Source organism: Mesorhizobium sp. CNPSo 4661 (genome assembly GCF_057784215.1).
In genome coordinates this window covers 1-1334 of record NZ_JBWGIO010000070.1, presented here as the reverse complement: position 1 = coordinate 1334, position 1334 = coordinate 1, and the positions used below count along the sequence as shown (strand labels likewise).

The window sequence follows — 1334 nt, the reverse complement described above, 5'->3', positions numbered from 1 at the left end:
TCAACCGTCACGGTGTGAACAGTGTTGGTCATTGGAGTTCCTCCCTGAACCAAGACCAACGCGATTTATGGCCAAATATTCGGCGGCCTTCAAGCTTATGTCCGATTCCGGACAATCAGCCGGGCAGCGCCGAAGTGACGTTGCTCTTCGTCGCCATAGGCGCCGTGCGTCAGCTTTATCATCCCGGGCCGGTCGACAATTGTGATCTCACCGCGTTTGGCGTGGATCAGCCCCCGATATTCAAGCATTTGCAGGGCTATCGTCACCCCAGGGCGCCGGGCGCCAAGCATGGTGGCCAGAAACTCGTGCGTCAGGTAGATCCTGTTGCCCTCCATACGATCATCGACCATCAGCAACCACCGGGCCAGCCGCTCCTCGATTTTCGAATGGCCGTTGACCAGTGCCGTGCGGGACGACTGGACCAGGAACGCGTGCGCGTAGCGAAGCAGCGAGCCGCGAAGGGACTGGCTTTCTTCAATCGCGGAGCGAAGGCTTTCAACCGGGAGCAGCCAACCTTTGCCGGCGACCTGGATGTAGGTTTCGTTGGGGGAACTGTCCTGGCCGAGAAGGACTGCTATCCCCGTCATGCCATCGTAGCCTATGATGCCGACTTCGCTTTGCCGCCCTCCGGTCATGGTGGCGACCACCGAAGCGATACCCGCCTCTGGAAAATACACATGCTCAATTGGCTGATACGGGGTCTCCAGTCGGTCCTTGATGGCCAGTTCGACGTGATGCATCGACGGCTGCAGCAGCGCGAAATCCTCGGGTGAGAGGGCTTTCAATACATGGTTGCGAAGAGGGGCTTGAGGCACGGTGCTCTCCCTGGCGGGCAAGAGCACGATCCTCTCACTGTCGGCTGCATCCGAAACACTGGCGGCCGATGTATCGCAGAGTAGACCTCGAGCGCGCGATTAGCAAATTGGGGGTGCAGCTTCATTGGAAAGCCCGTTTGCGATTCCGGGCCAACTTCAACGCGCTGCCGCAATCGCATTGGCTCTATTCGGGGACCCGGGCGATCTTACCTGGCTGTCGTGACATTTGGTACCTCGACCAAGACCTTCATCCCGCCGTCTAGCCACTCGCGTTCGGCGGACCCCTGAAGCTGACGCCGCACGGTAGCTTCAGCAACAACCGTGCCGAACCCGGGCTTTCGTACCTTCGACGGAGGCGGCCCGCCGGTCGCTTCCCAGATGAGGACGAGTCCGTTTGTTTGGGGGATGTCGCTCCAACTGATTGCGACCTGACCTGCCTCTCCAGAGAGCGACCCATGCGTAGCCGCGTTGATAGCTAGTTCATGGATGAACAAGGCTAGAGGCTGGACTGCGTGAGCC

General features: G+C 59.7%; 1 protein-coding gene and 1 pseudogene. Both read right to left on the bottom strand.

The annotated features are described in order from the left end of the window. Positions 1-95 precede the first annotated feature (95 nt). A complete protein-coding gene (locus AC0YKC_RS33935) occupies positions 96-842 on the bottom strand; it encodes a Crp/Fnr family transcriptional regulator (protein WP_488514235.1) in 747 nt (248 codons plus the stop codon). A 179-nt stretch (positions 843-1021) separates the two neighbouring features. Then, a pseudogene (locus AC0YKC_RS33930) lies at positions 1022-1334 on the bottom strand (blue-light-activated histidine kinase); the annotation flags it as partial.